The organism is Frigoribacterium sp. PhB107 (genome assembly GCF_003751515.1).
In the GTDB taxonomy this organism is placed as follows: Bacteria; Actinomycetota; Actinomycetes; order Actinomycetales; family Microbacteriaceae; genus Frigoribacterium.
In genome coordinates this window covers 1-26,843 of record NZ_RJKU01000001.1, presented here as the reverse complement: position 1 = coordinate 26,843, position 26,843 = coordinate 1, and the positions used below count along the sequence as shown (strand labels likewise).

Genomic DNA, 26,843 nt, shown 5'->3' with positions numbered 1-26,843 from the left:
TCTCAGACCTCTCACCCTCAACGGAACGACACGCCCGCACCCGCCAGGTGGGGTTGTCTGCGGTGGGCACAAGTAAAGCCCTGCCAAATTGAGACTCCGGACAGGGCTTTTGCGGTCGGGCTGACAGGATTTGAACCTGCGACCCCTTGACCCCCAGTCAAGTGCGCTACCAAGCTGCGCCACAGCCCGAGAAATCCGTTGCTGAGCAACCGACTTCTTGGTGTTGCCCCGACCGAGGCAACTCGAACAGCATAGCCGATTTTCCGAGCCCGGTTGCGCACGTGCAAGCTCGCTCCGGCGACGCAAGGGCCTGGGCCTAGGCCTGGGCCTGACCCACCACTGTTGCGCCCCGTTACACCTCACGCGACAGCAGCCGCCACCCCGCCCTACCGTCGGGACATGCCCGCCTCCTCGACGACCGCCTCCCGCGCTCTGCCGTTGAGCCTACGCGGAGTGGGCCGGCGGTTCGACCGGCCCGTGCTGCACGGGGTGGAGCTCGACGTGGCCGCCGGCGAGATCGTCGCCGTCCTCGGGCCGAGCGGGTGCGGCAAGTCGACGCTGCTCCGCCAGCTCGGCGGACTCGACCAGCCCGACACGGGCACCGTCCGGATCGGCGACGAACCCGCCCGCCACGCCGACCAGCGCTGCGCCGTCGCCTTCCAGGAGCCGCGCCTCCTCCCCTGGCGCACCCTCCGCGACAACGTCGCCCTCGGCCTCCCGAAGCCGAGCAAGAGCACCTCCACCTCCTTTCCCAAGCTCACGAAGGCCGACCGCCACGCCCGCCTCACCGAGCTGCTCGACCTCGTCCACCTCACGCCTGCCGGAGCTCGCCGCCCCCGCGAGGTCAGCGGCGGCATGGCCCAGCGCGCCAGCCTCGCCCGGGCCCTCGCCCGCCAGCCCGCGGTCCTCCTCCTCGACGAGCCGTTCGGCGCCCTCGACGCCCTCACCCGCCTCCGCATGCAGGACCTGCTCCTCGACGTCCACGACGCCCTCCCCACGACCGTCGTCCTCGTCACCCACGACGTCGACGAGGCCCTCTACCTCGCCGACCGCATCGTGCTGCTCGCCGACCTGAGCCAGCAGCCTGCCGACCAGCCCGACCCGGCGAGCGCCGACTCGACGCACGCCGACACCACAGGAGGCGCTACCAGCATCCAGCGCATCGTCACGGTCCCCGGAGCCCGCCGTCGAGACCGCGACGCCCCCGAGCTCGCCGTCCTCCGCCAGGAGCTGCTCGAGGGCCTCGGCGTCCACCGCGTCCCTGCGGCCAGCCGCAGCACCGCGCGCTCCTAGCCCTCCCCCGCACCGCCCACCTCGAGCACCACGCCATCCCCGACACAGCACCGGAGACGACACCATGACCAGCACCCGCACCTCCCCCGCCCGCCGCAGCCGCGCCTCCTTCGCCGCCCTCGCGCTGGGCGCAGCCGCAGCCCTCGCGCTCACCGGCTGCGTCGCCGGCGAGGACGCCCAGGGCGAGCCCGCCGAGGCCGCGGGAGGCGATGCGAGCGCGTCCAGCGGCGAGTGGAGCACCGACACGCTGAACATCGACTTCGCGACCTACAACCCGCTCAGCCTGATCGTCAAGGACCAGGGCTTCATCGAGGACGCCCTCGGCGACGACGTCACCGTCACCTGGACCCAGTCCGCCGGCTCGAACAAGGCCAACGAGCTGCTGCGTGCCGGAGCCGTCGACGTCGGCTCGACCGCCGGCTCGGCCGCGCTGCTCGCCCGCTCGAACGGCTCCCCCATCCACACGATCGACATCTACTCGCAGCCCGAGTGGTCGGCGCTCGTCGTCCCCGGCGACAGCGACATCAGCGACGTCGAGGACCTCAAGGGCAAGACGATCGCGGCGACCAAGGGCACCGACCCCTACTTCTTCCTGCTGCAGGCGCTCGACGAGGCCGGCCTCAGCGCGAGCGACGTCACCATCGAGAACCTCCAGCACGCCGACGGCCGTGCCGCCCTCGAGAACGGCAGCGTCGACGCCTGGTCCGGGCTCGACCCGATCATGGCCGCCAGCGAGGCCGAGTCGGGCACCAAGCTGCTCTACCGCAACGTCGACTTCAACACCTACGGGTTCCTCAACGCGACGGAGTCGTTCCTGACGGAGTCGCCCGACGTCGCCCAGGTCGTCGTCGACTCGTACGAGAAGGCCCGCGCCTGGGCCGAGGAGAACCCCGACGAGACCGCGACGATCCTCTCCGGGGTCGCCGGCATCGACCCGGCCGTCGCCAGCACCGTGCTCGACCGCACCCACTTCGACGTCGACCCCGTCCCCGGAGCCGCGCAGGCCGACGTGCTCGAGACCGTCGGCCCGATCCTGGTCGAGTCCGGCGACGTCGCCTCGCAGGACGCCGTCGACGACGCCCTCGACACCCTCTTCGACGACACCTTCGCCAAGGACGCCGACGCCTCGTGACCGACACGTACCCGCTGAGCGGCACCGAGAAGGAGGCGGACGCCCTCCAGGTCGTCGAGCGCACCCGCAAGGCGGCCGAGCGCCGCAGTGCAGGTAGCAGCGGCAGCGGTGCCAGCGTGAGCAGCCGATCGCAGGAGGCGCGGGCCAGCTCGACCCCCACCTCCCGCGGTCCGCGTCGCGGCCTGGCACTGCTCGGGGCGATCCTGCCCGCGGCCGTCCTGCTCGCGTGGGTGCTCGCGACCGAGGTCGTCGACGTGCCGAGCTACAACCTCCCCTCGCCGTCGGACGTCTGGCTGGCCGGCGTGCAGCTGGCGCAGGCGGGGCTGCTCGGGCAGTACGTCGCGATCTCGGTGCAGCGCGTGCTGATCGGCTTCGCGGTCGGGGCCGGCATCGGCATCGTCCTCGGAGCCGTCGTCGGCCTCTCGCGGATCGGTGAGGCGCTGCTCGCCCCGTCGATCGCGGCGGTGCGGGCCGTGCCGTCGCTGGCGTGGGTGCCGCTGCTGATCCTCTACCTCGGCATCGGCGAGGACTCGAAGATCACCCTCATCGCGATCGGCGCCGCGTTCCCCGTCTTCACGACCGTGGCGGGCAGCCTCCGCCACGTCGACCCGCAGCTGGTGGAGGCGGGCCGCGCCTACGGGCTCGGCCCCGTCGCGCTCTTCACGACGGTGCAGCTGCCGGCGGTGATCCCGTCGCTCGTCTCGGGCCTGCGCCTCGCGCTCGCCCAGGCGTGGCTGTTCCTGGTCGCGGCCGAGCTGATCGCGTCGTCGATGGGACTCGGCTTCCTGCTCACCGACTCGCAGTACAACGGACGTGTCGACCGCATGTTCCTCGCGATCATCCTGCTGGCGCTGCTCGGCACGCTGACCGACTTCGTCCTCAACGCTGCCCAGCGCGTGCTCCTCCGCCGCTGGCGCTAGCGCGCCCCGCGCCTGGCCTACGCCTCCTGCGCTGCCCGGCCCGCACCCCCTCGCGCTGCAATGCACCGTTCCGGACAAGATGGCGCCGCACAACGCGGCACTTTGTCCGGAACGCGGCATGACGGGACGCGCCCGTGAATCGCGGCCCGGCCCGCGCCTCCTGCACCCTGGTGTGGACGATGCACCCCGACACGATGGGGTGCATCGTCCACTCCGGGGTGCGAGACGCGGCGAACGCGCTCGGCCCGACTCCTGCGCCTCCTACGCGGCCAGGCGCTCGCGCTCGCGCCGGCGCCGCCCGCCCATCACGACCACCACCGCCACCATCGCGGCGAGCGCCAGCCCCACGATCGCGGGAGCCCCGACGTCGACGGCGCTCTCGAGCCCTCCGCGGGTCGCCTGCGCGCCCAGCCACAGCGCCGTCGCCCCCTGCACCAGGTACGCAACGAGGTACACGGCGGACAGCGTCCCCGCACGGTGGTGCTCGGGAGCGAACCGCGACACGATCCCCAGTCCCGACGCGAAGAACAGGCTGTAGCCGACCCCCGACAGCACGCAGAACACCAAGAACAGCGCGAGCGACTGCTGTGCCGCGGCCAGCACCAGCGCCGTGAAGCTCGCCGCCGTCGCGACCGCCGCCACCACGACCGCGACCACCACCGGCACCCGCCGCGACGCGAGCGCCACGACCGCGATGACGACCATCGACAACGCGATGATGGCGCCGGTCACGAACGCGTTCGAGCTGCCGATCAGCGTCGTCCCGATCTCCGCACCCAGCGACAGCACGACCGCACCCAGGGCGTAGGAGGCGCTGACGCAGACGGCCGCGGCGCCTACAGCCCCGAGGAGCCCCCGCGGCACGCTCAGCCCCCGTGGCCGCCAGCGCCCGGCTGTCGCGTCCCGGTCGCGGGGCAGGCGCCACACGAGCGCGAGCACGCCGAGCTCGACGACGAGCAGCACCCAGTAGGTGAGGTGCAGCGGCTCCGGCGCGTACTGCACGAGTGCGCCGCCGAACAGGGTCGCGAAGACGAGGCCGACGGCGGTGGAGGCGGTGCTGATCGCTCCGGTGCGGGCGGAGTTGACCGGCCCGGCGATGTCGATCATGGCGGCGGTGGCCGGGCTCAGAGAGAGGCCGACGCCGATGCCCATGAACGCGCGCCCGACGAGCACCCAGCCGACGTTCGGTGCCAGCGCGAAGAGCAGCACGCCCACGATGGAGGCGCTGACACCGAGCAGGATGCTCGCCCGGCGTCCGATGGTGTCGCTCAGGCTGCCGAAGACGAGCAGCACGACGACGAGCACGAGCGGGTACACGGCGAAGATCGCGGTCGTGACGAACGGCGTGAGCTGCCAGTCGGTCGCGTAGAGCGGGTAGACCGGCGTCGCGGCGCCGCTCGTCCACAGGGCGAGGGCGAGGACGGAGGCGCAGGTCCAGAACGCGAGGCGCTGAGCATGGGGCATGAGCGCGACGCTAGCACCCTGGATACGAAAAGCCTATCGAGGTAGGGTGACCGCATGGCAGCTCGCACTCCCCTCGACCCGCGCTGCGGCATCGCCCGCAGCCTCGACGTGCTCGGCGAGCGCTGGGCGCTGCTCGTCGTCCGGGAGGCGCTGCTCGGCCACACGCGCTTCTCGCAGTTCCGTGCGCGGCTCGGCCTGTCGCCCGACGTGCTGACGGCCCGACTCGAGTCGCTCGTCGCCGCCGGGGTGCTGCAGCCCTCGACCTACCGCGAGGACGGAGCCCGCGAACGAGTCGAGTACCTCCTCACCGACGCCGGTCGCGACCTCGCGCCCGTGCTCGCCGCACTGGCCGCCTGGGGCGACGAGCACGACCCCCACCCCGACGGAGCCGCCCGCGAGTTCACCGCGGCCGACTCCGGCGAGCCCGTGCGCATCGCGTTCGTCACCGCCGCCGGACACGTCGTCGACCCGGCCGCAGTCGAGATGCTGCCGCGCGTCGGCAGCTGACCCGCGCCTCCTGCGCTGCCGGCCCGCGCCTCCTCGGCTGCCGGGCCCGCGCCTCCTCAGTCCCCTCTGGGCCATCACGGGCGAGTCCTTCGCAGGCGGGCCGTCACGACCGCCCGCAGCCGACGAACTCGCCCGGTCAGGAGCGGTGATCGTCGGCGGACGGCGGCTCAGACGCTGCCGACGCCGCCGACGCCGCCGGTCGCGGGAACGCCGCCCGCATGTGGTCCGTCGTCAAGAGGTCGCCGATGCCGATCATCAGCAGCGAGAACACGATCTGCTCGACGACCATCCAGCCGGGGTAGAGCCCGGGGATCGTCGCGACGATCAGCGTCACGATCGGGAAGATCCGGCTGAAGAGCCTCAGCCGCGAGTACGCCCACCAGTAGCCGAGCTGAGCCCGCCAGGCGAAGACGTAGAGCGACGCCGTGATGAAGAGCACGACGGTCGAGCGGAACCACACGGCCCACGGCACGTGCTCGCCCCGGCTCCACAGCACAGCAGCGATGAAGATCGCGGTCAGCCCGACGACGGTCTCGCCGAGCAACAGCCACCGGATGCCCATGAACGCCCGGACGGTCCGCGGGTGCTCCCGCATGTCCTCATGGATGACGTGCTCGGCCTGACGCCCTCCGGCGATCCTGTCCAGCCGGAGGCGCCTCCACAGCCGGTCGGCGGAGTCGCTGAGGGCGCTGGTCGCGTCCACACCGTCCCTGGGCCCGACCACCCCGCCTCGCACCGTCCGCACCACCCCATCGTGCCGCATCCGGAGGGTCGGCCCGTCACTCCGCGAATATCTCCCAGGCGTAGCCGTCCCGCTCCTCGTCGTAGGCGAAGCACGTCGAGAACGAGGCCACCTGCAGGGACTCCTCGATCATCTCCACGTAGTAGTCGCCCAGGACAGGGCTCCGCAGGATGAGCCGCGGCTCCTGGGTGGAGCCCTCCGTCAGATCGACCTCGAAGTCGCCCGCGCGCGACCAGCGTGCCCGCAGCTCTGCCGTCAGCTCATCGAGATCCGGAGGCCTGCTCACCGGCACCGCTGTGTGGCTGCCCCAGCTCACCGCTCCGGGGGCGCAGTCGGAGATCGATCCCCCAGCTGAGTAGACCTCGCCCGCGACGAGGTCGAGGGGCACGAAGGCCGCGACCTCCTGCTCGATCCCCTTCACGACGGGCTTGATCTCGGCCAGGGTCTGCTGCGAGACCACCGGCGTGGCGCTCGTGCTGTTCGAGAGGCCTACCGTGCTGCACCCTCCCAGACTCGTGACCGCGACGACGGCGAGTGTCGCCGCCCGTGCGGCCCGATCAGCCCTCATCGTGGGTCCACCTCTCGCAGTTCCTTGAGAACGTCCCGGATCACCTGGTCGTTCTGCCTCGAGTCCGTGGCGATCAACGCGTGGTTCGTCAGCAACGCGGCTGCTCTCAGCCACGCCGGCGAGTCCCATCCCATCGCGCGGTCCGCGTCGCTCTCGTACTCGTGCTGCTCGAACTCGGAGAGGTACTGCGGATTCCGGTGCCGGTAGACGATTCCGGTCGCCTGCACGACGCCGAGGGCGTCGTCGTACCGCAACGAGTCGTACTCGGTGTCCGGGGAGCCCGACCACTCCGGCACGGCTCCGGCGCCCGCGAGCGAGACCACGTGGTCCCAGTGGGCTCCTGCCACTTCTGAGGCGACGATGTTGGATGTGCCCCAGCTGTGTCCGATGCCGATCGTCCGAGGAGGAGGCGAGCCGGGAGCGGAGCCCCCGGCGTCGAGCCCGGCGCGGAACGCGGCGAGTCGTTCCCCCGCCTCCCGAGCGAACGGTGAGGAGTTCGCCTGAGCGAGGGCTGCGACGAGGCCCTTCCCCTCGGCCGGGAACACCTGGTCGCCTCCGCCGGGGAACCGGCCGTCCTTGTAGACGAAGGCGACGCTGTCCATCCCGTCGTCCTGCATCAGCCGGCGGGTGAAGTCCTGCAGACCGGCCCCGGTCTTCCAGAAGTCCTTCATCTGCGCGGACGTGCCCGGCACGTACGTGTACACGCGCTCAGGCACACCCACGCCAGGCCACTCCCCGAGCATCTCCACGATCCGGTCTCTGGCCCGGTCGTACGTGTAGAGCTGCACCCTCGGCGGAACGGCCGCCGCATCGCGCAGGTACGCGTTCTCCCGTTCGAGCTCCGCGATCAGCTCCCGTGCCTGAGGATCGTGCAGGGGGTGTCGCGCGATGTCGTCGATCACGTGCTGGTTCTCGGCGACCTGTCCCGCTGCCGTGACCGCATTCGCCTTGATGCGCACGAGCGGCGGTACGCCGTCCAGGTTGCCGATCAGCCACGGGACCGCGAGCACCAGCGCCTGCTGCGCCGCCGACAGGCCGTCTCCCTGGAGGGGACGCACCCGCGCGAGCGAGTCCCACCACTCGCGCACCGCCTCCGGCGACGCCTGCGCGATGAGCACGGCGAGGAGCGCGTTCTCGCCGAAGAGGAGCGCGAGCTCGACGACGGAGAGACCGTCCAGTCGGCGCAGCGCCTCCTCCGGCGTCGTCGACTCGCGGACCTCGACCGCGGCAGCCAGGAAGTCGCCCGCAGCCGCGGCGTACAGGCCCTCGATGCAGGCGCTGTCCGCCGCGTCGCGACGCTCGACCAGCTCGGCCCACCGCCGCCCGACCCCGGCCAGCTCGTCATGGTCGGCCTGCTCGCCGCGGCGGAGGGCCTGCCTCTCGACGTCGCGCAGATCGGATCCGGAGAGTGGCGACGCCGCCTCCTCCGCCTCGAGCACGAGGAGCGAGTCGGACGTGCGGCGCAGCGCCGTCGCGACCTCGACCCGGCGACGCTCGAGCAGTCGCTGCACCGAGGCGATGTCGCCGACCTCGAGCCCGTACGCCTCGAGCACCACGCCGTGTAGCTCGACGGCGTCCATCAGCGCCGCGAACTCCGCGACGAGCAGCTCGCCCGAGTCGCAGAAGGCCGAGCCTGCCTCGGCCCGCCACTCCGTCGCCGCCCAGCGCAGACAGGACTCCAGGCGGTGCCGGCCGAGCCCCAGGTCGTCGTGCTTCTCGCGCCGCACCCGGGCGAGGCGGGCGATCCCGGCAGGGTCGCCCTTGCCGGGGTCGACCTCGTCGACGCTCATCGGTCGACCTCGGACGAAGCCCCGGAGCCGGCGTCCGCCTGCGCCGCGAGCTGCGCGTCGACCTCTCGGACCCCGGCCGCGAAGGCCGTGGCCGTCGCGGTGAGCCGCTCGAGCAGCTCGAGCGTCAGGTCGACGCGTCGCGCGAGGTGCACCGTCACCTCGCCCAGCACCCCGGCCACGCCCCGGTTGCCCAGGGCCGCAGAGCAGTCGCCGGTCAGCACGTGCGAGAAAGACAGCCCGTCCCGGGCCGTCCGCGCTGTCGCGGTCATCCCTTCCAGCGCCTCGAGGTCCACGTCGATCGTCGCACTCATGCATCGCCTTCCGTCGGTGAGGTGGTCGCGCCGACGATATGTCAATTTCGTACGCGAGGCCATCACACTAGCAATGCGAACGCCCGGCCGTGGACGGATCCACAACCGGGCGTTCTGCCCACAGGGGGCGGGGAAGAGACGAGCTACGGGCGCTTGCGCTTCTCGCGCACGCGCATGTTCACCGTGATCGGGGTGCCCTCGAAGCCGAAGATCTCGCGCAGGCGACGCGTGATGAAGCGGCGGTACTGCGGGTCGAGGAACCCGGTCGTGAAGAGCACGAAGGTCGGCGGGCGGTTGGCCGCCTGCGTGCCGAACAGGATGCGCGGCTGCTTGCCGGAGCGCAGCGGGTGCGGGTGCTCGGCCACGAGCTCCGCCAGCAGGGCGTTGAACTTGCCCGTGGGGATGCGGGTGTCCCACGACTCGAGCGCGAGCTCGAGGGCCGGCACGAGCTTCTCGAGGTGACGACCGGTGCGGGCCGAGATGTTCACGCGCGGCGCCCACGACACGTGGTCGAGGTCCTGCTCGATCTCGCGCTCCAGGTACCGACGACGGTCGTCGTCGAGCAGGTCCCACTTGTTGAAGGCGAGCACGAGCGCGCGGCCCGACTCGAGCACCAGGTCGATGATGCGCAGGTCCTGCGTCGAGATGGGCTCGGTGACATCGATGACGACGACGGCGACCTCGGCCTTCTCGAGCGCGGCCGAGGTGCGGAGCGACGCGTAGAAGTCCGCGCCCTGCTGCAGGTGCACGCGCTTGCGGATGCCGGCGGTGTCGACGAAGGTCCAGATGCGCCCGGCGATCTCGACCTGCTCGTCGACCGGGTCGCGGGTGGTGCCGGCCAGCTCGTTGACGACGACGCGCTCCTCGCCCGCGGCCTTGTTCAGCAGCGAGCTCTTGCCGACGTTCGGGCGGCCGAGGATGGCGACGCGGCGGGGTCCGCCGATCTCCTCCTTCGCGACCGTCGAGACCGCGGGCAGCTTCGTCATGATCATGTCGAGCAGGTCGGCGACGTTGCGGCCGTGCAGGGCCGACGCGGGGAACGGCTCGCCGAGGCCGAGGGTCCACAGCGAGGCCGCCTCCAGGTCCTTCCGGGCGTCGTCGCTCTTGTTGGCGACCAGGATGACCGGCTTGTGCGAGGCGCGCAGCATGCGGACGACGTGCTCGTCGGTGGACGTGGCCCCGACGTTGACGTCGACGACGAACAGGACGGCGTCGGCCAGGTCGACGGCGATCTCGGCCTGCATCGCGACGGACTTGTCGATGCCGATCGCGTCGGGCTCCCACCCGCCTGTGTCGACGAGGGTGAAGCGGCGTCCGCCCCACTCGGCCTTGTACGAGACGCGGTCGCGGGTGACGCCCGGCTTGTCCTCGACGACGGCCTCGCGGCGGCCGAGGATGCGGTTGACCATGGCGCTCTTGCCGACGTTGGGGCGGCCGACGATGGCGAGCACCGGCAGGGCCGGGGCGTAGGTGAGGGCGTCGGGGTCCCACTCGCCGCCCTCGAGGACGTCGACGTCTTCGTCGTCCAGCTCGTAGTCGGACAGACCGGCGCGGAGGGCGCGGGCGCGCTGCTCCGCATCTTCGTCGGGCATCGCCTGGATGCGGCCGACCATCTGGTCGTCGAGCTCGGGGTACTTGTCGTCGTCTGCCATGGAGGCTCCTAGCGTGTGGGGGTGCTCGCTCGCACGAGCTCGACCACGGCCTGCACCGTCTGGTCGAAGTCGAGATGGGTGGAGTCGACGGTCGACACGCCCTCGGCGGCGGTCATGAAGTCGACGACCTTGCTGTCCAGCCGGTCGCGGGTCGACAGCTGCCGAGCGGTCTCCTCGGCGGACTGCCCGGTGACCTCGGCGGAACGCCTGGCCATCCTAGCCTCTTCGGTCGCCGTCAACAGGATGCGCACCTGGGCGTCCGGCGCGACGACCGTGGTGATGTCGCGGCCCTCGGTCACGATGCCGGGCCGGTCGGTCGAGGCGATGATGCGGCGGAACAGGTCCACCATGAAGCGCCGCACCTCCGGGAGCTTCGCCACGTGGCTCACGGCGCCGGTCACGCGGGGCGTGCGGATCTCGTCGGTGACGTCCGCGCCTCCCACGGTCACCGAGGAGGCGCGGGCCGGGTCGATCTCGATCGCGTACGCGAACGAGGGCAGCGCCCCGATCACGGCGTCCGCGTCGTCGAGGTCGACGCCGCTGTCGAGCGCGTGCAGGGCGAAGGCGCGGTACGCCGCGCCGGTGTCCTGGTAGTCGTAGCCGAGGGCCACGGCGGAGGCGCGGCTCACGCTGGACTTGCCGCTGCCGGCCGGCCCGTCGACGGCCACGACGACGTGCCGGTGCACCGCCTCCGCGGTCCGCTCGCGCAGCTCGGCGGTGTGCGCCTCGCCGGCGGGGCCGCCCACGCCGTGCTCGCCGGGGGTGCGCTCGACGTCGACCTCGACGCCCGAGTCGGCCGAGTCGGCCGAGCCGGTCGCCTCGTCGCGTGCGGCGCTCATGCGAACGCCCCGGACACGGTCCAGCCGCGCCCCTCGAGCTCGGCGACGAGTCGTTCTTCTTGTTCGGGCACGATGCTGACCTCCGCGAGTCCCACCTGCGCGCCGGGCGAGTGCTCCAGCCGCAGGTCTTCCAGGTTGACGCCGATGTCGCCGATGTCGGCGAGCAGGCGGGCGATCTGGCCCGGGGCGTCGTCGACGATGACGACGACCGAGCTGAACCGTGTCGACTGCCCGTGCTTGCCGGGCAGACGTGCGACGCCGGTGTTGCCGGCGCCGATGGCCTCGGCGACCGTGCGGCGAGCGCCCGGGGCCGAGGGGTCGGCGAGCGCCGCGATTACGCCGTCGAGGTCGTCGCGCAGCTCGCGCAGCACCTCCACGACGCGGGACGCGTTGGCGCCGAGGATCTGCACCCACAGGGCCGGGTCGCTGGCGGCGATGCGCGTGACGTCGCGCACTCCCCCGCCGGCGAGCCCCAGGGAGGCGTCGGTCGCGTCGCGCAGGCGGGTCGCCATGAGGCTCGACACGACCTGCGGCACGTGGCTGACGAGGGCGACGCCCGCGTCGTGCTCCTCCGGCGTCATCTCGATCGGGGTGGCGCCGAGGTCGAGGGCGAGGTCCTCGACGGCCGCGGCGCGGCGGTAGCTGATGTCGTCGTGGCCGGCGATGACCCACGGGCGGCCGGCGAAGAGGTCGGCGCGGGCCGAGATGGCCCCGCCGCGCTCGCGACCGGCCATGGGGTGGGAGCCGATGTAGCGCGAGACGTCGGCGCCGCGGGCACGGAGCTCGTCGAGCGGCGCGACCTTGACCGAGGCGACGTCGGTGACCAGCGCCTCCGGGTAAGCGTCGAGCTCGCGGTGGACGATCTCGGCCGTGACGTCGGGCGGCACGGCGACGACGACGAGCACGGGGGCGTCTCCCTCGGCGGCGACGCGACCCGCGCCGTAGTCGACGGCGAGGCTACGGGCCGCAGGCGAGGCGTCGTCGAGGATCACGTCGACCCCGTGCTCGCGCAGCCGCAGCCCGATGCTCGTGCCGAGCAGGCCCGAGCCCACGATCCGCACCTGGCCGTCGAGACGGCGCGTGCCGCCGACGAGGTCGTCGACGGTCGCACCGGGTCGTGCCGATCCCGTGCTCGCGTCAGCGACGCTGAGGTCCGTCGAGGAGGCGCGGGTCGGGTCGGTCACGAACGCCCGCCCCCGCGGGGACCACGTCCCCCGTCGTCGGGGCGGCCACGGAACGGACGGTCGCCACCGCGCTCGGGGCGTCCGCCGCGGTCGTCGCGACCCTGGTAGCCGCCGCGCTCGGGGCGTCCACCACGGTCGTCGCGACCGGAACGGTCGTCACGGCCCTGGTAGCCACCACCAGCAGGACGACCGCCACGGTCATCGCGACCCTGGTAGCCACCACCGGAGGGACGTCCACCACGGTCATCGCGACCCTGGTACCCGCCACCAGCGGGACGTCCGCCACGGTCATCGCGACCCTGGTAGCCGCCACCAGCGGGACGTCCACCACGGTCGTCACGACCCTGGTAGCCGCCGCGCTCGGGGCGTCCGCCACGGTCATCGCGCCCAACGCGGTCGTCGCGACCCTGGTAGCCACCACCAGCAGGACGACCACCACGGTCGTCACGACCCTGGTAGCCGCCGCGCTCGGGGCGTCCGCCACGGTCGTCGCGGCGCTGGTAGCCGCCGCGGTCGTCGCCGTCACGGGCGCTGCGGTCCTCGCGGCCGCCGCGGCCGGATCCGGGTCCGCCGGCACGGACGCCCGAGGGGCGGCCGGTGCGCGGGTCCTTCGGCAGGTCGCGGTTCGGGTAGCCAGCGGCGCGTTCCTCGCCGGGGCTCAGCGGGCGGTCGCCGCCACGGGGAGCGCCGCCACGGCCGTCGCGCGACACGTAGCCGCCGCGGTCCGGGCGTCCGCCGCGGTCGTCACGGGAGACGAAGCCGCCGCGCTCGGGACGCGCACCACGGTCGTCGCGACCCTGGTACCCACCACGCTCCGGGCGTGCACCACGGTCGTCACGACCCTGGTACCCACCACGCTCGGGACGTCCACCACGGTCGTCACGACCTTGGTACCCGCCACCGGCAGGACGTCCACCACGGTCGTCGCGACCCTGGTAGCCACCACGCTCGGGGCGTCCGCCACGGTCGTCGCGAGCAGCGCCTCCTCGAGCACCCGAGCCCGGGCGGTCGGCGCGGGGCGCGTAGCCGCCACGGTCCTCGCGGGCGGCGTAGCCACCACGGTCACCACGGTCTCCGCGGTCGTCACGGCCCTCGTAGCCACCACGCTCGGGCCGGCCGGCACGGTCGTCGCGCGCCGGGCGCCCGCCACGGTCGTCGCGCGCCGGGCGCCCGCCGCGGTCCGCGCCCTGCTCGCGGCGTCCTGCCTGCTCGCGCCGCACCTCCGCGCGTCGCGACACGGGGGCGTCGCCCTTGCCGACGCCTGCACGGGGGCCGGCACCGGGCACGCGGCGACGGGCGTCGCGGGCATCGGTCTCGGGGTCGTACTCGTCGTCGTCCTCGTCGTAGAACTCCTTCTCGACCTCGTCCGCGTCGAGGGCGACCTCGACCACGTCGGCCTCGTCGACCGGCGCGTCGCCGCTCTCGATCGTGGGCACGGAGTCGACCTTGGGCGACGGCGAGGCGTCGCGCGCGATCGTGAGGATGGCGCCGAGCTCGGTCTTGTTCAGCGAGCGCACGTGGCCCGCCTTGAGGGTGCCGAGGTGCAGGGGGCCGAACGAGCGGCGCACGAGGTCGATGACGGGGTGGCCGACCTCCTCCATCATGCGGCGGACGATGCGGTTGCGCCCCGAGTGCAGGGTGATCTCGACCAGGGACGAGTCGGCGGAGCGCGACAGGCCCGCGCCTCCTGCGACGACGGCTGCACGGTCGGCGGCGATCGGGCCGTCCTCGAGGTCGACGCCGGCGAGCAGCTGCGCCAGCACGGCGGGCGTGACGACGCCGCGCACCTTGGCGATGTAGGTCTTGGTGACGCCGAACGAGGGGTGCGCCAGCACGTGGGCGAGCTCGCCGTCGTTCGTCAGCAGCAGCAGGCCGCTGGTCTCGACGTCGAGGCGGCCGACGTTGAACAGGCGCTCCTCGAAGTCGGAGGTGAACTGACGCAGGTCGGGGCGGTCGGCCTCGTCGCTCATCGTGCTGACGACGCCGACGGGCTTGTTCAGCATCACGTAGCGACGCGTCGTGTCGAGCTGGACCGCGGCGCCGTCGACGACCACCTTGTCCCTCTCGGGGTCGATGCGGCGACCTGCCTCGGTCACGACCTTACCGTTGACGGTGACGCGGCCCGCGGCGATCAGGTCTTCGGAGACACGGCGCGAGGCGACGCCCGCGGCGGCCATGACCTTCTGCAGGCGCTCGCCCGTGGGCAGGTCGTCGTCGGGGGTGGTGGTGGGGTCAGATGACATCGTCGAATCCTCCGGATCCGTCAGGGAGGAGCGGGGAGATCAGCGGGAGCTCGTCGAGCGAGGCGATGCCGAGGTGGGTCAACAGGAGATCCGTCGTTTCGTAGGTGAGGGCGCCGGTCTCGGGGTCGGTGGACGACTCCGTGACCAGGCCGCGACCCACCAGTGTACGGACGACCGAGTCGACGTTCACCGCGCGGATCTGCGCGATGCTGCTCCGGGTGATGGGTTGCTTGTAGGCGATGACCGCCAGCGTCTCGAGAGCCGCCTGCGACAGTCTGGACGGGTTCTCCGTCAGCACGAAATCGCGCACGACGGGATCCAGCTCTTCCCGCACGTAGAAACGCCAGCCGCCGCCGACCTCGCGCAGCTCGAAGCCGCGCCGGGGAGTGCCGTCGACGCCGTCGAAGTCAGCGACCAGGTCGGCCACCGCACGGCGCACCTCCGCGGTCGGTCGGCCCACGGCGGCGGCCAGCGACAGGAGCGACTGAGGCTCGTCGGCGACCAGCAGCACGGCCTCGAGGGCCCGGGCGGTCGCACGGTCGTCGTGGGTGCGGTCGCGCGGCTCGTCGTCGACGACGCTGCGAGCGGAGGAGGCGGTCGTCGCGTCAGCCGTCATAGTCGGCCCCCAGCGAGTCCAGCGCCTCGTCGGTCCAGTGCTCGGCCACCCAGCGCACGCTGAGCTCGCCGAGCGGCTCGACCTGCTCGAACGCGAGCGATCCGTGCCGGTACAGCTCGAGGAGCGCGAGGAACCGCGCGACGACGACGCCCTTCTGGTCGACGTCGGCCACGAGCTCGCGGAACGTCGCGACCCCGGCGCGGCGCAGCATCGCGACCACCCAGGCGGCCTGCTCGCGGATGCTCACGAGCGGGGCGTGCAGGTGGTCGAGGCCGACCGTCGGCACGGCCTGGGGCGTCAGGGCGAAGGCGGCGAGCGCCGCGAAGTCGTCGGGCGAGAGCGTCCACACCAGCTCGGGCGTCGTGACGCGGTACTTCTCCTCCAGCCGCACGGTGCGGGGGTGGCGGCGGGACTCGACGGCGCCGCGCTCGGCGAACCACTCGGCCGCCTGCTTGAAGGCGCGGTACTGCAGCAGCCGGGCGAAGAGCAGGTCGCGCGCCTCGAGCAGCGCGACGTCTTCTGCGTCGACGAGTTCGCCCTGGGGCAGCAGGCCGGCGACCTTGAGGTCGAGCAGGGTCGCGGCGACGACGATGAACTGGCTGGCCTGGTCGAGGTCCTCGTCGGTGTCGACGGTGCGCAGGTAGGCGATGAACTCGTCGGTGACGGCGCTGAGCGCGACCTCGGTGACGTCCATCTCGCGCTTGCCGATCAGGGTCAACAGCAGGTCGAACGGGCCGCTGAAGTTCTCGAGGACGACCTCGAAGCCCCGCGCCGACGGACCGGCTGCGGGATCGGGGGCGCCGCTCGGGTCGGCGGCGACGACGGGGGCCTCAGGCTGCGGCACCACGCGCGATCAGCTCTCGGGCCAGCTGGCGATAGGCCTGCGCCGCCGGGTGCTCGGGGGCGAACTGGGTGATGGGGATGCCCGCGACCGAGGCGTCGGGGAACTTCACGGTGCGGCCGATGACGGTCTCGAGCACCTCGTCGCCGAACGCGTCGACGACCCGCTCGAGCACCTCGCGGCTGTGCAGGGTGCGCGAGTCGAACATCGTCGGCAGGATGCCGTCGAGGGTGATGGCGGGGTTCAGCCGGTCGCGGACCTTCTCGATCGTCTCGACGAGCAGGGCCACGCCGCGCAGGGCGAAGAACTCGCACTCGAGCGGGATGAGCACGCCGTGCGCCGCGGTGAGGGCGTTGACGGTCAGCAGGCCGAGCGAGGGCTGGCAGTCGATCAGGATGACGTCGTACTCGGCGCTGACCTGGCGGATGATGCGGGCGAGGATCTGCTCGCGGGCGACCTCGTTGACGAGGTGCACCTCGGCTGCGGAGAGGTCGATGTTCGCCGGCATGACGTCGAGGTCGTGCACGCGGGTCGGCACGATCACGTCGTGCGCGTCCTTGACGGAGCCGATCATGAGGTCGTAGATCGTGGGCTGGTCGTGCGCCTGCACGCCCAGACCCGCGGTGAGGGCGCCCTGCGGGTCGAAGTCGATGGCGAGCACGCGACGGCCGTACTCGGCGAACGCGGCGCCGAGGTTGATGGTGGTCGTGGTCTTGCCGACGCCGCCCTTCTGGTTGCAGAGGGTGATGATGCGCGCGGGGCCGTGGCCGTCGAGTCGCTCGGGGACGGCGAACTCGGTGCGCGGGCGACCGGTGGGACCGTTCGCGGGGACGGTCGCCGGAGCGCTCTCGAAGAGGGCGGGCGTGCTCGAGGTCGACTTGGTGCTCACACGTCGATGGTACCGGCGGCCCTCTGCCCGGCCGGGCTGACGCGCCCGTCCCGCGGGCAGGAAGCCTCATGCGGCGGATGAAGGTAGTGCCTGGTCAGGAGGCAGGTCGGAGGGCCCGCGGGTGGGCCGTGACGTACATGTCGCGCAGGGCGTCCGCCGTCACGAGCGTGTAGATCTGCGTCGTCGCGACGGACGAGTGGCCGAGCAGTTCCTGCACCACCCGCACGTCGGCGCCGCCCTCGAGCAGGTGGGTCGCGAACGAGTGCCGCAGGGTGTGCGGCGAGACCTCGACGTCGAGCTCCGCCCGCTCGGCCGCGGCCTGGATGACGAGCCACGCGCTCTGCCGAGAGAGGCGCGCACCCCGCGCACCGAGGAACAACGCGGGCGTCGCGTCTCCTCTCGCCGAGAACTCGGGCCGGCCCCGGACGAGCCACGCGTCGAGCGCCCGCCGCGCGAAGCTGCCCACGGGCACGATCCGCTGCTTGCCGCCCTTGCCGAAGAGCCGCACGACGTCTCCCCCGTCGATGACGTCGTCGACGTTGAGCGCCACGGCCTCGCTCACGCGGGCGCCCGTCGCGTACAGCAGCTCGAGCAGCGCCTTGTCGCGCACGCGAGCGGGCTCGTCGCCGTCGGTGGCGGCCAGCAGGGCCTCGACCTGGGCGACCGATATCGCCTTCGGCAGGCGCGAGGGCAGCTTCGGCGGGCGGACGCCGGCCGCGACGTCGACGGCGACCAGCCCCTCCTCGTGCATGAACCTGTGGAGGCCCCGCACCGACGAGAGCATCCGGGCCACGCTGGAGGCGCGCAGAGGGTCGTCCGCACGGGTCGCCAACGCGGCGGGGAACGCCGCGACGTCCGCCGGCGCGACCTCCTCGACGGAGGCGCGTCCCGCCTCCTCGAGGTGCGCCGCCCAGAGCACGAGGTCGCGTCGGTACGCGGCCGTGGTGTTCGGGGACAGGCCGCGCTCGACCGTGACGTGCCTCAGGTAGCGGGCCACCGCCTCCTCGATCGAGGTCATCCTGCGCTCGTCCCGACCGACCGCCGCGTCGTCAGCGGCGGGCGGCGACGGTCGCGGCCAGGGCCGCGATGCTGAGGATGGAGTTGTGCAGGCGCCCGGCCAGCACGCCGTCGACGATCTCGTCGAGGGCGACCCAGCGCTTCTCGATGTCGGCTTCCTCGTCGGTGCGGTCGAACGCCGCGTCGGTCGCGCTGACGCCGGTCGCCCGGTAGACGGTGACGAGTTCGTCGTTGCCGCCGGGGCTCGTGTGGAACGAGACGAGCTCGTCCCAGTCGGTCGCCTCGAGGTCGGCCTCCTCGGCCAGCTCGCGCTTGGCCGCGTCGAGCTTCGACTCGCCCTCGGCGTCGAGCAGGCCGGCAGGCAGCTCCCAGTCGCGGGTGCGGATCGGGTGCCGGTACTGCTTGATGACGAGCACGCGGTCGTGCTCGTCGACCGCGAGCACCGCCACGGCGCCGGTGTGCGCGACGTACTCGCGCGTCATCGGCGAGCCGTTGTAGTCGACGACGTCGCGGACGACGTTCCAGACGGCGCCCTCGAAGACCGTCTCGGAGGAGGTGACGGTCGGGTCGGCGGGCTCGTCGCGGAGCAACTCGGAGTCGGCCACGGCTCAGGACCGCCCGGGGGCTGCGGCCTCGGCCGCGCCGTCGGTCGGGTCAACGGCCGCAGCGACCGCGTCGGCACGGGTCTCGCCCGCGTCGTCGCCCTCGTCCGCGAAGAGGCGGCTCGAGTTCTGGCGCTCGAGCGACGCGCCGACGAGGCCGCTGAACAGCGGGTGCGCGCGGTTGGGGCGCGACCGCAGCTCAGGGTGCGCCTGGGTGCCGATGTAGAACGGGTGCTCGGCGCGGTCGAGCTCGACGTACTCGACGAGGGTGCCGTCGGGCGAGGTGCCCGAGAACACGAGGCCCGCGTCGGCGATCTGCCGGCGGTACTGGTTCGAGACCTCGTAGCGGTGGCGGTGACGCTCGTCGACCAGCTCGGAGCCGTACAGCTCGGCCGCGAGCGAGCCCGGCTGCAGGGCTGCCGGGTACAGGCCGAGGCGCATCGTGCCGCCCAGGTCGCCGTCGGCGATGATGTCGACCTGCTCGGCCATCGTCGCGATGACCGGGAACTCGGTGTCGGGGTCGAACTCGGACGAGGAGGCGCCGGCGAGGCCCGCCTTGTCGCGGGCGTACTCGATGACCATGCACTGCAGGCCGAGGCAGAGGCCGAGCGTCGGGATGCCGTTCTCGCGGGCGAACTTCAGCGCGCCGAGCTTGCCCTCGATGCCGCGGATGCCGAAGCCGCCGGGCACGCAGATGCCGTCGACCTGCGACAGCGCCGCGGCGGCGCCCTCGGGAGTCTCGCAGTCGTCCGACGGGATCCACACGAGCTTCGCCTTGGCCTGGTGGGCGAACGCACCGGCGCGGAGGGCCTCGGTGACCGACAGATAGGCATCGGGCAGGTCGATGTACTTGCCGACGAGGCCGATGGTGACCTCGTGCTTCGGCTGGTGCACCGCGTCGAGCACGGTCTGCCAGCCGGACCAGTCGACCTCGCCGGCCTTCTCGGCCAGGCCGAGGTGGCGGATGATGTACGAGTCGAGGCCCTGTTCGTTGAGCATCGAGGGGATGTCGTAGATGCTCGCGACGTCTTTCGCGTTGACGACCGCATCTTCGTCGACGTCGCACATCAGCGCGATCTTGCGCTTGTTCGCCTCGCTGACGGGGCGGTCGCTGCGGAGCACGAGGGCGTCGGGCTGGATGCCGATCGACCGGAGCGCCGCCACGGAGTGCTGCGTCGGCTTCGTCTTCTGCTCGCCCGACGCGCCCATGTAGGGCACCAGCGAGACGTGCACGAAGAACACGTTGTTCCGCCCGAGCTCGTGCCGCACCTGGCGGGCCGACTCGATGAAGGGCTGGCTCTCGATGTCGCCGACCGTGCCGCCGACCTCGGTGATGATCACGTCGGGGGCGACGTCGCCCTCGGCCTGCTGGCGCATGCGGCGCTTGATCTCGTCGGTGATGTGCGGGATGACCTGGACGGTGTCGCCGAGGTACTCGCCCCGCCGCTCCTTCGCGATGACGGTCGAGTAGACCTGGCCCGTCGTGACGTTCGCGGCCTGGTCGAGGTCGATGTCGAGGAACCGCTCGTAGTGCCCGATGTCGAGGTCGGTCTCGGCGCCGTCGTCGGTGACGAACACCTCGCCGTGCTGGAACGGGTTCATCGTGCCCGGGTCGACGTTCAGGTACGGGTCGAGCTTCTGCATGACCACGCGCAGCCCGCGCGCCGTGAGCAGGTTGCCGAGGCTCGCGGCCGTCAGGCCCTTGCCGAGCGACGAGACGACGCCGCCGGTGACGAAGATGTGCTTGGTCACATTGCTCTTCGTGACGCTGGAGGAGTTGCTACCGGACGAAGGAGACTCCGAAGGGCCACCTCCGTCGATCGAGGAGGAATCAAGGCCCGAGTTCTCAACGTTCACCACGGGATTCCATCCTATGTCACGCGGGGCCGGTCAGCCACCGCTGCCTGTTACGAGTGTGTGACGGCGCGGCCGGCCGAGGCGAGCTCGAGCAGCTCGCGGGCGTGGTCGAGACCGCTGGCGCTGTCGGGCAGCCCCGAGAGCAGCCGGGCCATCTCGGCGACCCGCTCGTCGCCCTCGAGCTGCTGGACGCTGCTCGCGGTGACCTCGCCCGACGCATCTTTGACGACGCGCAGGTGGTTGGTGGCGAACGCGGCGACCTGGGCGAGGTGGGTCACGACGATGACCTGGGCGCGCTCGGACAGCGCGGCGAGCCGGCGGCCGATCTCGATCGCGGCGGATCCGCCGACGCCCGCGTCCACCTCGTCGAAGACGAAGGTCGGCACGTCGCTCGACCCGGCCATCACGACCTCGAGGGCGAGCATGACGCGCGAGAGCTCGCCTCCCGACGCGCCCTTGCCGAGCGGGCGTGGCTCGCTGCCGGGGTGCGGGCGCAGCAGCAGCGACACGACGTCGGCGCCGGTGCTGCCGAGCTCGTCGCGCGGCGTCACCTCGACGACGATCTCGGCGCCGGCCATGGCGAGCGCGGACAGCTCGGCGCTGACCCGCTCGGACAGGTCCGCCCCGGAGGCGCGGCGCAGGTCGCTGAGGACGCCGGCCCTGGTCTCGGCCTCGGCCCGGAACTGCGCCACCTCGTCGTCGAGCGACGCGAGCCGGTCGTCGTCGCCGTCCAGCTCGACCAGGCGCTGGCTGCCCGCGTCGAGCAGCCGCAGCACGTCGTCGAGGCCGGGGCCGTGCTTGCGCATCAGCGACGTCAGCTCGGCGCGCCGGGTCTGGACCGCCTCGAGGTCGCCCGCGGCGTCGGCGTCGAGGCCGCCGAGGTAGCTCGACAGGCGCGACGAGGACTCGGACACCTGCACGCTGACCTCGGCCAGCAGGTCGGCGATCGGCGCGAGCGCGGGGTCGTGCGGGGCGACGCGCTCGACCTGTCGCCGCGCCTCCTCGACGAGGGAGAGGACGTCGCGAGTGCCGTCGACGGCGTCGGTGGAGAGGATCTCGTGCGCGAGGCCGGCGGCGAGCCGCAGGTCTTCGGAGTTGCTGAGCCGGTCGGCCGTGGCGTCCAGCTCGTCGAGCTCGCCGGCCACTGGAGCCGCCGCCTCGATCTCGTCGATGGCGGCGCGCAGCGCGTCGGCCTCGGCACGGCGCTTGTCGCGGTCGCGGGTGATCTCGGCGAGCTCGTCACGGGCGGCCGTCCAGGCCTCGAACGCAGCCCGGTAGGAGGCGGCGGCCGCGGCCAGGGGCGCGCCTCCGTGGGCGTCCACCGCCGCCCGCTGCGCCTGCGCCGACTTGAGGCGGATCTGCTCGGACTGCCCGTGGACGACCACGAGGTGGTCGGCGAGGTCGCCCAGCACGCCGATCGGGGCGGACCGACCGCCCACGACGGCCCGGCTGCGGCCCTCGGCCGAGACGACGCGGCTGAGGAAGAGCTCGCCGTCGTCGACGTCTCCCCCGGCGTCGCGCACGCGCTCGACCACGGCGCCGTCGGCCGGGACGACCCACCGGCCGTCGACGACCGCCTGGGCGCTGCCCGAGCGGACGATGCCGCTCTCGGCGCGCTGGCCGAGCAGCAGGCCGAGCGCGGTGACGACCATGGTCTTGCCGGCGCCGGTCTCGCCGGTCACGGCGGTGAAGCCCGGCCCGAGGGGCAGGGTCGCACGCCCGATGACGCCGAGGTCGCGGATCGCGATCTCCTCGATCACGACGCGTCTCCCTGCTCGGGGCCGCGCCAGCCGGTCACGGGGAGCTTGAACTTGGCGACGAGGCGGTCGGTGAACGGCCCCTGTCGCAGGCGGGCCAGCAGCACGGGCTGGTCCGAGCGCGTGCACTCGACACGGGCGCCGGGCGGCAGGTCGTGCTCGCGGCGCCCGTCGCACCAGAGGATGCCGCGGCCGTCGGTGCGGCTCATCACCTCGACGGCGAGCGTCGAGTCGGGGCCGACCACGAGCGGCCGCGCGAAGAGCGCGTGCGCGCTGAGCGGCACGAGCAGCAGCGCCTGGACCTCGGGCCAGACGACCGGCCCCCCGGCGGAGAACGAGTAGGCGGTCGACCCGGTGGGGGTCGACATGACGACCCCGTCGCAGCCGAACGACGAGAGGGGGCGCCCGTCGACCTCGATGACGACCTCGAGCATCCGCTCGCGCGACGCCTTCTCGACGGTCGCCTCGTTCATGGCCCAGGTGCGCCAGACGACCTCGGAGCCCTCGACGACGCGCACGTCGAGGGCGAAGCGCTCCTCGACGTCGTAGTCGCGCGCGACGACGCGTGACACCGCGTACGCCATCTCGTCTCGCTCGCTCTCGGCGAGGAACCCGACGTGGCCGAGGTTGACCCCGAGGATCGGGGCACGTGTGCCCCGGACGAGCTCGGCGGCCCGGAGGATGGTGCCGTCGCCGCCGAGCACGATGACGCACTCGAGGGCGTCGAGCGCGACGTCCTCGCCGAGGATGTCGACCGGCTCGATGTCGGGCGCCGCGGTCTTGATGTCGTCCCACTCGTCACGCGAGAGCACGGGCACGACGCCGGCGCCGACCAGGAGCGCGCAGACCTCGAGGGCGGCGTCGAGCGAGTCGCGTCGCCCGGTGTGGGAGACGACGAGGATGTGCCGTGTCGTCGTGTCGATCTGTCTCACGCTCCCGTCGTGCTCTCGGACCTGCCGAGCCATTCTGTCGGATTCGACCCGTGACGAGCCGAGAACCGGACGACGTACTCCTTGTTGCCCGCCGTCCCGACGATCGGTGAGGGGATGATCCCCGCCGTGCCGAGGCCCAGGTCGTGGGCCGCCCAGAGGACTCCGGTGACGGCCTCGTTCCGCAAGCGGGCGTCGTGCACGACGCCCTCGCGGATGCCCTGCCGCCCCACCTCGAACTGCGGCTTCACGAGCAGCACGAAGTCGCTGTCCACAGGCACGCTGGCGACCAGCGCGGGCAGCACCATCGTGAGAGAGATGAACGACAGGTCGGCGACGACGAGGTCGATCGAGGAGGCGCGGTCGCTGAGGCCCCGCAGCTGGCCGGCCTCGAGGTAGCGCGCGTTCACGCCCTCGACCACCGTGACGCGCTGGTCGCTGCGGATCGAGGGCGACAGCTGGCCGTGCCCGACGTCGAGCGCGACGACGTGGTCGACGCCCCGCTCGAGCAGCACCTGCGTGAAGCCGCCCGTCGACGCGCCCACGTCGAGCGCCGTGCGACCCCTCGGGTCGACGTCGAAGGCGTCGAGCGCCGCGAGGAGCTTGTGCGCCGCGCGGCTCACGTAGTGGTCGAGGCCGGCCACCTCCACGGTGTCCGATTCGACTACGCGGGTCGACGCCTTGACGGCGCCCGAGCCGTTCACCGTGACGAGGCCGTCGGCGAGGAGGCGAGCGGCGTGCGTGCGGGAGCGCGCGAGCCCCCGAGACGCGAGCGCCGCGTCGAGACGCTGACCGGCCCGCTCCGCCTGCTCGGCGGACGAGGCGGCGTCCTCCGGCTCCTCGATGCGGACGGTCACCGACCACCCGGGCTGTCGTCGGCCTCGCCGGTGTCCCCGCCCGTGCCCTGGAGCGCGACCCGCAGCTCGTCGTGCACGGCGCCGAACGCGACGGCACGCTGGTCGAGAGGGAGGGCCTCGATCGTCCGCAGGCGTCCTGCCAGCCCGGCCGTCGCCTCCTCGTCGGACGTCGTGTCGACGGACCTCGGCTCCTGCTGCATGGTGTCGTCCACCCTACTCACCGGGGTGCAGGGCAGGGTCGATGTCGAGGCCGTAGATCGCCCGGCCGGTGCCCCACACGGCGTGCGCCCCGGCTCGCAGCAGGTCGACGGGGTCGCCACCGGCCGCGAGGACCCGGACGACGCCGCCGCGGACGGCGACGCGGGCGTCGCGCACGGTGACCACGTGGACGTCGTCCTCGTCGTGCTCGACGATCACGGGATACGGCTGGTTCAGCTCGCGCAGGTCGCCGACGATGAAGTCGGGCCGCGAGCCCTTCTCGGCCGCGAGCACCTGCTTGGCGCCGTCGATGCCGGTCAGCACGAGCACGGAGACGAGCCCGGCACGACGGGCGCCGAGGATGTCGGTGTCGAGCCGGTCGCCGATGAACATCGCAGTCGTGGCGCCGAAGCGCTCGACGGCCGCGGTGAAGATCGGCGTCTCGGGCTTGCCCGCGGTCACGGGCAGACGGCCCACGGCGGTGTGCACGGCGCTGACGAGCGTGCCGTTTCCGGGTGCGGTGCCGCGCTCCTGGGGGATGGTCCAGTCGGTGTTCGTCGCGATCCACGGGATGTCCGCCGCGAGGGCGAACGAGGCCTCGGCGAGGTCGGACCAGCCGACCTCGCGGCTGAACCCCTGGACGACGGCCGCGGGCTCGTCGTCCGCTGACCTCGTGACCCGGAAGCCCTCGGCCTCGAGCACGGAGGTGAGCCCGTCTCCCCCGACGACGAGGACGGTCGAGCCGGCCGGCACCGCGTCGACGAGGAGGCGCACGGCCGCCTGCGGGGAGGTCACCACGTCGTCCGCGGTCACCTGCAGCCCGTAGCCGCTCAGCTGCGCGGCCACCGTGGCCGCGGTGCGCGAGGCGTTGTTCGTGATGTAGCCGACGCGGTGGGTCTCGGCCACCGCGGTGAGGCTCTCGACGGCGTGGTCGATGGCGACGGACCCGCGGTACACGACTCCGTCGAGGTCGGCGAGGACGGTGTCGACGCCGTCCAGGGGCGTGGGGCCGTCAGCCACGGTGCTCGGTCTCCGTGTCCGTGTCGAGCGCGTCGTCGGAAGCGGGCTCCTCATCAGCAGCGGGCTCCTCATCAGCAGCAGGCTCCTCATCAGCAGCAGGCTCCTCAACAGCAGCAGGCTCCTCATCAGCAGCAGGCTCCTCATCAGGAACGAGCTCCTCATGCGGAGCAGGCGCCTCGCCTGTCTCGGACGCGTCGTCAGCCGTAGGCTCCTCGAGCGGCACGGACTCGTCCTCGGCGTCCCACGACTCGTCGAGCTCGAGCTCCTCCTCGACGACCTCGACGGTCTCCCGGTCGTCGTCGCCGTGGTGAGCCTCGAGCGCCGCGTCGGCTCGCTCGGCCAGCGTGCGCCACTCCTCCGCGTCACGATCGCGACCGAGGTCCTCGAGGACGGTGGCGTACGCGTCGAACAGGGCCGGGCTGTACTCGAACGCGCGGCGGCGGTCGAGCTGCGGGATCTCGAGCTCGCCGAGCGCAGCGTCGGGCTGGCCGAGGTCGAGCCGAGCACCGCTCATGGCGATGGCCAGCGAGACACGGACTGCCGGTGCGAGGGTCGAGACGTCGACCGATCGCCCGAGCTCGAGAGCGCGCTCGGGACGCCCCAGCCCGCGTTCGCTGTCGACCATCAGTGGCAGCTGGTCGTCTCGACCGGTGATGCGCCGATAGGTCCGCAGCTCGCGCAGCGTCAGTGCGTAGTCCCCCACCGTGTACGCCGTGATGGCGATCGTCTCGCGAACGACACCGATGCGACCAGCGCGACGACCGGCCGACAGCGCGTGCTTGTGAGCCTCCTCCGGCTCGTCCTCGATGAGGCGCCCCGCCATGACGAGGTGCTTGGCCACCCAGTCGGCGTTCTCCTTGCTCAGCGTCTTCAGCTCGCCTCGGGCGACCTTGTCCAGGTCGCGGGGCTCGACGTCGTCGGGGACGTGCGCGACTTCCTGCGCCGGCCGGACCGACTTCAGGCCGTAGGGATCGCGATCCTCAGGCGTCTCGCGGTTCCCCTGGTATCCGCTCGAGGCACGTCCACCGGTGGAGGGACGTCCACCACCCGTCGACGGTCGACCGCCGCCACCGGTGGGCGGACGCCCACCACTCGAGGGACGACCGGAACCGGTCGAGGGACGACCGCCGGTCGAGCCCGCACGACCGCCAGACGAGGGACCGCCTCGACGGTCTCCCCCACCCTGCGGCCGACCCGAGGAGGCGCGGTCCCCGTACGCAGGACGTTCACCGCGCTGGGGCCGGTCGCCCCGGGCCCCGCGGTCGCCGCCCGACGGGCGCTCCCCCCGCGCACCGCCGTCACGCCCGGAGGACGCGTCTCGTCGGGGTCGGTCGGGTCGGTCGTCGTCGCGGTCGCTCACGGAGATGCTCCTCGTTCTGTCGTGCAGGCAGCTGTTGTGTTGTGGGGGCTCGCACCCCGGAAGTCGATCGGCCAGGACGAGCGGTGCTCGCTGCGGCCGAGGTACGAGACTACCAACGGATGCGCCCGAGGCGAGCCAGCATCTCTCGCCGACTGTCGGCGTTAAACAAGAAGAGCCCCTCCAGTGGAGGGGCTCTTCTATCAAAAGGAGTCCGGCGGTGTCCTACTCTCCCACAAGGTCCCCCTTGCAGTACCA

At 72.5% G+C, this 26,843-nt stretch carries 24 protein-coding genes, 1 tRNA gene and 1 pseudogene; 4 read left to right on the top strand and 22 right to left on the bottom strand.

Features of this window, described 5'->3' with window-relative positions:
• Nucleotides 1–115: 115 nt before the first annotated feature.
• A tRNA-Pro gene (locus EDF18_RS00130) sits at nucleotides 116–189 on the bottom strand.
• A gap of 210 nt (nucleotides 190–399) precedes the next feature.
• Between EDF18_RS00130 and EDF18_RS00125 the strand changes: the two genes are divergently transcribed.
• The 3 genes from EDF18_RS00125 (at nucleotide 400) to EDF18_RS00115 (ending at nucleotide 3,345) form a co-directional block, all read left to right on the top strand.
• Nucleotides 400–1,293: an ABC transporter ATP-binding protein gene (locus tag EDF18_RS00125; RefSeq protein WP_123545348.1), complete on the top strand. Its 894-nt coding sequence runs from the start codon at nucleotides 400–402 to the stop codon at nucleotides 1,291–1,293.
• A gap of 64 nt (nucleotides 1,294–1,357) precedes the next feature.
• Nucleotides 1,358–2,425: an aliphatic sulfonate ABC transporter substrate-binding protein gene (locus tag EDF18_RS00120; RefSeq protein ID WP_123545346.1), complete on the top strand. Its 1,068-nt coding sequence runs from the start codon at nucleotides 1,358–1,360 to the stop codon at nucleotides 2,423–2,425.
• A gap of 116 nt (nucleotides 2,426–2,541) precedes the next feature.
• On the top strand, nucleotides 2,542–3,345 hold the full coding sequence (locus EDF18_RS00115) for an ABC transporter permease (RefSeq protein WP_123547163.1): 804 nt from the start codon (nucleotides 2,542–2,544) through the stop codon (nucleotides 3,343–3,345).
• Nucleotides 3,346–3,606: 261 nt separating this feature from the next.
• Here EDF18_RS00115 and EDF18_RS00110 read toward each other — a convergent pair whose 3' ends face one another.
• A complete protein-coding gene (locus EDF18_RS00110; protein WP_123545344.1) occupies nucleotides 3,607–4,809 on the bottom strand; it encodes an MFS transporter in 1,203 nt (400 codons plus the stop codon).
• A gap of 54 nt (nucleotides 4,810–4,863) precedes the next feature.
• On the opposite strand from EDF18_RS00110, the gene EDF18_RS00105 reads away from it, so the two are divergent.
• The gene (locus EDF18_RS00105) at nucleotides 4,864–5,316 is read left to right on the top strand and encodes a helix-turn-helix domain-containing protein (RefSeq protein WP_123545342.1); all 453 of its coding nucleotides are present in this window, start codon (nucleotides 4,864–4,866) and stop codon (nucleotides 5,314–5,316) included.
• Between the two features lie 136 nt (nucleotides 5,317–5,452).
• On the opposite strand, the gene EDF18_RS00100 is transcribed toward EDF18_RS00105, so the two are convergent.
• From EDF18_RS00100 to EDF18_RS00005, 20 genes and pseudogenes are all read right to left on the bottom strand, one after another.
• Nucleotides 5,453–6,019 carry a hypothetical protein gene (locus EDF18_RS00100; RefSeq protein WP_123545340.1) on the bottom strand — a complete coding sequence of 189 codons (567 nt, stop codon included), beginning with the start codon at nucleotides 6,017–6,019 and terminating at the stop codon, nucleotides 5,453–5,455.
• Between the two features lie 76 nt (nucleotides 6,020–6,095).
• Nucleotides 6,096–6,518 (bottom strand): hypothetical protein, encoded by a 423-nt coding sequence (locus EDF18_RS00095; protein ID WP_148050007.1) that lies wholly within the window; start codon nucleotides 6,516–6,518, stop codon nucleotides 6,096–6,098.
• Nucleotides 6,519–6,622: 104 nt separating this feature from the next.
• Nucleotides 6,623–8,416 (bottom strand): hypothetical protein, encoded by a 1,794-nt coding sequence (locus EDF18_RS00090; protein WP_123545337.1) that lies wholly within the window; start codon nucleotides 8,414–8,416, stop codon nucleotides 6,623–6,625.
• Entirely contained in the window at nucleotides 8,413–8,727 is a 315-nt protein-coding gene (locus EDF18_RS00085; RefSeq protein ID WP_123545335.1) for a hypothetical protein, read from the bottom strand. Before EDF18_RS00085 ends, EDF18_RS00090 begins: the two co-directional genes overlap by 4 nt.
• Before the next feature lie 143 nt (nucleotides 8,728–8,870).
• Nucleotides 8,871–10,379: a ribosome biogenesis GTPase Der gene (gene der, locus EDF18_RS00080; RefSeq protein WP_123545333.1), complete on the bottom strand. Its 1,509-nt coding sequence runs from the start codon at nucleotides 10,377–10,379 to the stop codon at nucleotides 8,871–8,873.
• Nucleotides 10,380–10,387: 8 nt separating this feature from the next.
• Entirely contained in the window at nucleotides 10,388–11,218 is an 831-nt protein-coding gene (gene cmk, locus EDF18_RS00075; RefSeq protein ID WP_199732279.1) for a (d)CMP kinase, read from the bottom strand.
• A complete protein-coding gene (locus EDF18_RS00070) occupies nucleotides 11,215–12,402 on the bottom strand; it encodes a prephenate dehydrogenase (RefSeq protein ID WP_123545331.1) in 1,188 nt (395 codons plus the stop codon). Before EDF18_RS00070 ends, cmk begins: the two co-directional genes overlap by 4 nt.
• 1,460 nt (nucleotides 12,403–13,862) lie before the next feature.
• Nucleotides 13,863–14,645: pseudogene (locus EDF18_RS16520) on the bottom strand (pseudouridine synthase); the annotation flags it as partial.
• The gene (gene scpB, locus EDF18_RS00060) at nucleotides 14,635–15,261 is read right to left on the bottom strand and encodes an SMC-Scp complex subunit ScpB (protein WP_123545329.1); all 627 of its coding nucleotides are present in this window, start codon (nucleotides 15,259–15,261) and stop codon (nucleotides 14,635–14,637) included. The gene scpB and the pseudogene EDF18_RS16520, both read right to left, overlap by 11 nt.
• Nucleotides 15,251–16,108 (bottom strand): ScpA family protein, encoded by an 858-nt coding sequence (locus EDF18_RS00055; protein ID WP_123545326.1) that lies wholly within the window; start codon nucleotides 16,106–16,108, stop codon nucleotides 15,251–15,253. The genes scpB and EDF18_RS00055 overlap by 11 nt, the downstream gene beginning before the upstream one ends.
• Complete coding sequence (locus tag EDF18_RS00050; protein ID WP_123545324.1) at nucleotides 16,092–16,991, bottom strand: ParA family protein; 900 nt, start codon at nucleotides 16,989–16,991, stop codon at nucleotides 16,092–16,094. Before EDF18_RS00050 ends, EDF18_RS00055 begins: the two co-directional genes overlap by 17 nt.
• A gap of 94 nt (nucleotides 16,992–17,085) precedes the next feature.
• On the bottom strand, nucleotides 17,086–18,009 hold the full coding sequence (locus EDF18_RS00045; RefSeq protein ID WP_123545322.1) for a site-specific tyrosine recombinase XerD: 924 nt from the start codon (nucleotides 18,007–18,009) through the stop codon (nucleotides 17,086–17,088).
• Nucleotides 18,010–18,040: 31 nt separating this feature from the next.
• Complete coding sequence (locus tag EDF18_RS00040; RefSeq protein WP_233568906.1) at nucleotides 18,041–18,613, bottom strand: NUDIX hydrolase; 573 nt, start codon at nucleotides 18,611–18,613, stop codon at nucleotides 18,041–18,043.
• A 3-nt stretch (nucleotides 18,614–18,616) separates the two neighbouring features.
• Nucleotides 18,617–20,362 (bottom strand): CTP synthase, encoded by a 1,746-nt coding sequence (locus EDF18_RS00035; protein ID WP_199732277.1) that lies wholly within the window; start codon nucleotides 20,360–20,362, stop codon nucleotides 18,617–18,619.
• A gap of 155 nt (nucleotides 20,363–20,517) precedes the next feature.
• On the bottom strand, nucleotides 20,518–22,227 hold the full coding sequence (recN, locus tag EDF18_RS00030) for a DNA repair protein RecN (protein WP_123545320.1): 1,710 nt from the start codon (nucleotides 22,225–22,227) through the stop codon (nucleotides 20,518–20,520).
• The gene (locus tag EDF18_RS00025) at nucleotides 22,224–23,147 is read right to left on the bottom strand and encodes an NAD kinase (RefSeq protein ID WP_123547159.1); all 924 of its coding nucleotides are present in this window, start codon (nucleotides 23,145–23,147) and stop codon (nucleotides 22,224–22,226) included. The genes recN and EDF18_RS00025 overlap by 4 nt, the downstream gene beginning before the upstream one ends.
• Before the next feature lie 5 nt (nucleotides 23,148–23,152).
• Nucleotides 23,153–23,998 (bottom strand): TlyA family RNA methyltransferase, encoded by an 846-nt coding sequence (locus EDF18_RS00020; protein ID WP_123547158.1) that lies wholly within the window; start codon nucleotides 23,996–23,998, stop codon nucleotides 23,153–23,155.
• 8 nt (nucleotides 23,999–24,006) lie between these two features.
• Nucleotides 24,007–24,210 (bottom strand): hypothetical protein, encoded by a 204-nt coding sequence (locus EDF18_RS00015; protein ID WP_123547157.1) that lies wholly within the window; start codon nucleotides 24,208–24,210, stop codon nucleotides 24,007–24,009.
• Between the two features lie 13 nt (nucleotides 24,211–24,223).
• Nucleotides 24,224–25,282 carry an HAD-IIA family hydrolase gene (locus EDF18_RS00010; protein WP_123545318.1) on the bottom strand — a complete coding sequence of 353 codons (1,059 nt, stop codon included), beginning with the start codon at nucleotides 25,280–25,282 and terminating at the stop codon, nucleotides 24,224–24,226.
• The gene (locus tag EDF18_RS00005; RefSeq protein ID WP_233568904.1) at nucleotides 25,221–26,069 is read right to left on the bottom strand and encodes a hypothetical protein; all 849 of its coding nucleotides are present in this window, start codon (nucleotides 26,067–26,069) and stop codon (nucleotides 25,221–25,223) included. The genes EDF18_RS00010 and EDF18_RS00005 overlap by 62 nt, the downstream gene beginning before the upstream one ends.
• Nucleotides 26,070–26,843 lie beyond the last annotated feature (774 nt).